Source organism: Roseateles sp. P5_B10 (assembly GCF_056400485.1).
Genome location: NZ_JBFULE010000422.1, coordinates 1 through 4,547 on the forward strand (window position 1 = coordinate 1; position 4,547 = coordinate 4,547).

The following is a 4,547-nucleotide window of genomic DNA, read 5'->3' on the forward strand; positions in this document are numbered from 1 at the left end:
CTTCCTGCCTCGCGATGAGCACACCCTGCAGGCCTGGCGCGGCGTGCGCGAGGGCTGGCAGCAGCTGAAGTCGACCGCGGTCGATGGCCTGCCGGCGCCCACCGGCGCGCAGGCCGAGGCCCAGGTGCAGCGCATCGACGTCCTCGTTGACGCCGTCGAGGCGCGCATGGCAGGCTGGAGCTCGCTGCTGTCCAGCGTGCAGCTGGCGCTCGTCGGCATGGCCATCGCCGCGGCCATGATCTTCCTGTACGCCTCGCACCTCGTCGTGTTCGCACCGGTGGACCGGCTGCGCCGCGGCCTGCAGGCGCTGGAGCAGGGCGCGCTTGGCGCCCGCGTCGCCGAGGACTCGCAGGACGAGTTCGGTGACCTGGCGCGCGGCTTCAACCGCATGGCGGAGCGTCTCGAAGCCGTCTATCAAGGCATGGCCGACGAAGTGCGCGCCAAGACGGCCGACCTGCGCCTGGAGCAGCAGCGGCTGGCCACGCTGTACGAGGCCACGTCCTTCGCCGCGGGGGCGTCGTCGGTACGCGACCTGGGCGCGGGTTTTGCCGAGCGCATGCGCCGTGCGGCCGGCGCCGATGCCGTCGCGATGCGCTGGCTGGACCCGAGCCAGCAGCGCATGGTGCTGCTGGCTTCGCAGGGCATGCCGCCCGCGATGGCCGAGGCCGAACGCTGCGTGGCGCCCGGCGCCTGCCATTGCGGCAGCCCCGGGCCGCATGCCAAGGTCATTCCGATCACCCGCGAGAGCGATCACAGGTCGCACTGCGCCAAGGCAGGCTTCGTCGCCGTGACGGCGGTGGCGTTGACGGTGCAGGGCCGTGTGATGGGCGAGGTCGACCTGCTGTTCCGCGACCCGCCCCAACCCAGCCAGGCCGACCGCGAGCTGTTGGACAGCCTGGCGAGCCATCTGGCCAGCGCCATGGACAGCCTGCGCAGCGAGGCGTTGCAGCGCGAAGCCGCTGTGGCCGAGGAGCGCGGCATGCTGGCCCGCGAGATGCACGATTCCATCGCACAAAGCCTGGCTTTCATGAAGATCCAGCTGCAACTGCTGAAGGACGCGCAGCGGGGCGGCAAGGCCGATGCAGCCGTGCGCCTCATCGACGAGCTGGAGCTGGGCCTGAAGGAATGCACGGCCGACGTGCGGGCGCTGCTGATGCATTTCCGCACCCGCACCGATGGCGACGACCTGCTGCCCGCGCTGCAGCAGACGCTGCAGAAGTTCCGCCTGCAAAGCGGCCTGCAGGCCGAGCTGGAAGTGGACGGCCACGGCGCACCGCTGCCGGCCGACGTGCAGGTGCAGCTGCTGCACGTGGTGCAGGAGGCGCTGGCCAATGTGCGCAAGCACGCCCAGGCCAGCCAGGTCCACGTGCGGCTGGCGCACCAGCCGCACTGGCAGATCGACGTGCGCGACGACGGCCGTGGTTTCGACCTAGCCCTGGACTCGCCGGACGACAGCCACGTCGGGCTGCGCATCATGCGCGAGCGCGYCGCCAAGGTGGGTGCCGCCGTGGCGCTGGAATCCCAACCCGGGCGCGGCACGCTGGGGCGCGTCTCCCTGCCCGAATACGAGACGGCCAATACATCATGAATGCCGAACCCATCCGCGTCCTTGTCGTTGACGACCACACGCTGTTCCGCCGCGGCCTGATCGCGCTGCTGGCCAYGCAGTCGCAGTTGCAGGTCGTTGGCGAGGCCGGCGACGCCGGTGCGGCCGAGCGCCTGGCGGCCGAATTGCAACCCCAGGTCATCCTGCTGGACAACCACCTGCCCGGCGTCACCGGCGTGCAGGCCCTGCCGGCGCTGAAGGCGGCCGCGCCGGGTGCCCAGGTGCTGATGCTGACGATGAGCGAGTCGGAGGCCGACCTGGGCGCGGCCCTGCGCGCCGGCGCCTGCGGCTATCTGCTGAAGACGGCGGACAACCACGAGCTGACCCAGGCCATCGAGCGCGCGGTGCGCGGCGTGTCCAGCTTCAGCGCCGAGATGGCCGGCAAGCTGGCCACGGCCTTCCGCCACGAAGCCGAGGCAGCGTCCACCGCCGCCGCCGTGCCGCCCGACCCGCTGGGCACGCTGTCGCCGCGCGAGCGCGAGATCGTCGACCTGATCGCCCGCGGCGATTCCAACAAGCACATCGCGCGCGAGCTCGGCATCGCCGAGACGACGGTGAAGATCCATGTGCAGCACTTGCTGCGCAAGCTGGACCTGGACTCGCGCGTGCAGGCCGCCGTGCTGGTCACGCAGCAACGCACGTAGTTCTTTAGGACGAGGCCGCCGGGGCCGTCGTCCTCCCTGCGGGCGGTGCCCCGCTGCCCCTCTGGTGAATGTGCGGCGCGCAGGCTGCGCGGGACAGTCTCCTCATGTTCACTGAGGAGGAAACCGCATGACTGCGCCCCCTGTCGACCGCAAGGCCTGGTCGGTGCTGATCGTCAGCACCTTGGCCTTCACCGTCTGCTTCATGGTCTGGATGATGTTCGGCGTCATCGGCATCCCCATCAAGAAGCAGCTCGGCCTCAACGCCACCGAATTCGGCCTGCTGACGGCCATGCCGGTGCTGACCGGCTCTCTCGTGCGCGTGCCGCTGGGCATCTGGACGGACCGTTATGGCGGCCGCATCGTGCTCACGCTACTGATGCTCGCCACCGTGCCGGCCATCTGGCTGATGGCCTACGCGACGCAGTACTGGCACTTCCTCGTCATCGGCCTCTTCGTCGGGCTGGCTGGGGGCTCGTTCTCGGTCGGCACGCCCTACGTGGCGCGCTGGTTCCCCAAGAGCCGCCAGGGCATGGCCATGGGCGTCTACGGTGCCGGCAACTCCGGCTCGGCGGTCAACAAGTTCATCGCCCCGGTGCTGCTGGTCGGCTTCGGCTGGGCCATGGTGCCCCAGGTCTATGCGGCCATCATGGCCGGCACCGTCGTGCTGTTCTGGCTGTTCAGCAGCAGCAACCCGGCCCACCTCGTCACCAGCAACGTCAGCTTTCGCGAGCAGCTGAAGGCGCTGAAGGACCCGCGTGTGCTGAAGTACTGCCAGTACTACAGCATCGTGTTTGGCGGCTATGTGGCGCTGGCGCTGTGGATGGTGCAGTACTACGTCGGCGAGTTCAGCCTGGATATCCGCGTGGCCGCGCTGCTGGCGGCCTGCTTCAGCCTGCCCGGCGGCGTGCTGCGCGCCATCGGCGGCCTGCTGTCGGACAAGTACGGCGCCCACAAGGTCACCTGGTGGGTGCTGTGGGTGAGCTGGATCTGCCTGTTCCTGCTGAGCTACCCGCAGACCGACTTCACCATCGTGACGCTGGCCGGCGCCAAGACCTTCCACATCGGCCTTAACGTCTACACCTTCACCGCGCTGATGGCCGTGCTGGGCGTGGCCTGGGCCTTTGGCAAGGCCTCGGTCTTCAAGTACATCAGCGACGACTACCCCGGCAACATCGGCGCCATCAGCGGCATCGTCGGCCTGGCCGGCGGCTTGGGCGGCTTCGTGCTGCCCATCCTGTTCGGCGCGCTGCTGGACCTGACCGGCATCCGCTCCAGCGCCTTCATGTTGATGTACGGCGTCGTCTGGGTCTCGCTGATCTGGATGTACTGGACCGAGGTGCGCCGCACCGAAGTCATGGGCCGCAACGCGCCCGAATTCCACCTCGCCGGCTGAGCGCCGAAAGGACCCGCATCATGAGCAAGAACGACATCGCGGACTGGCGCCCCGAGGACGACGCCTTCTGGGAAAGCACCGGCAAGCGCATCGCCTACCGCAACCTGTGGATCTCCATCCCGGCCCTGCTGTGCGGCTTCGCCGTCTGGGGCATGTGGGGCATCATCGCCGTGCAGATGCTCAACCTGGGCTTCCCCTTCACCCAGGCCGAGCTCTTCACGCTGACGGCCATCGCCGGCATTTCGGGCGYGACGATGCGCATCCCGGCCTCTTTCCTGATCCGCRTGGCCGGCGGGCGCAACACCATCTTCCTCACCACGGCCATGCTGCTGGCGCCGGCCATCGGCACCGGCATGGCCTTGCAGCACAAGGACTGGCCGCTGTGGGCCTTCCAGCTGATGGCGCTGTGGTCGGGCGTGGGCGGCGGCAACTTTGCGTCATCGATGTCCAACATCAACACCTTCTTCCCCAAGCGCCTGCAGGGCACGGCGCTGGGCCTGAACGCGGGCCTCGGGAACTTCGGCGTGACGACGATGCAGGTCGTCATTCCGCTGGTGATGACGGTCAGCTTTTTCGGTCTGAGCGGCGACCCGATGACGCTGGTGAAGGCCAGCGGCTGGATCTTCGGCAAGATCCCGGCCGGCACGCAGACCTGGATCCAGAACGCCGGCTTCGCCTGGGTGCTGTCGCTGGTGCCGCTGGCCGCGCTGTGCTGGTTCGGCATGAACAACCTGAAGACGGTGACGCCCAACGCCGGTCATCCGGTGGTCGCCTTCCTGAAGATCACCTACCTGTACTCGCTGGCCTTCGTGCCGTCCATCGGCATGCTCTACCTCTACCTGCCGGCGCCCACCGGCCTGGGGCTGTTGAACATGTGGGTGGCCATCCCGCTGGACATCATTGC

4 protein-coding genes are annotated in these 4,547 nt (G+C 68.6%); all 4 read left to right on the forward strand.

The features are described from left to right. A partial coding sequence (locus tag AC1DU6_RS20900) for a histidine kinase (protein ID WP_477859309.1) occupies positions 1–1,588 on the forward strand: 1,588 nt, incomplete at its 5' end. Next, a complete protein-coding gene (locus AC1DU6_RS20905) occupies positions 1,585–2,250 on the forward strand; it encodes a response regulator (RefSeq protein WP_477859311.1) in 666 nt (221 codons plus the stop codon). The genes AC1DU6_RS20900 and AC1DU6_RS20905, both read left to right, overlap by 4 nt. Before the next feature lie 127 nt (positions 2,251–2,377). Continuing rightward, positions 2,378–3,643: an MFS transporter gene (locus AC1DU6_RS20910; RefSeq protein WP_457323009.1), complete on the forward strand. Its 1,266-nt coding sequence runs from the start codon at positions 2,378–2,380 to the stop codon at positions 3,641–3,643. Between the two features lie 20 nt (positions 3,644–3,663). Then, a partial coding sequence (locus tag AC1DU6_RS20915; protein ID WP_477859313.1) for an MFS transporter occupies positions 3,664–4,547 on the forward strand: 884 nt, incomplete at its 3' end.

What these genes read in the sequence shown, in the direction of transcription:
- AC1DU6_RS20910 (WP_457323009.1), top strand. Translation starts at nt 2,378, where the DNA reads ATGACTGCGCCCCCTGTCGACCGCAAGGCCTGGTCGGTGCTGATCGTC.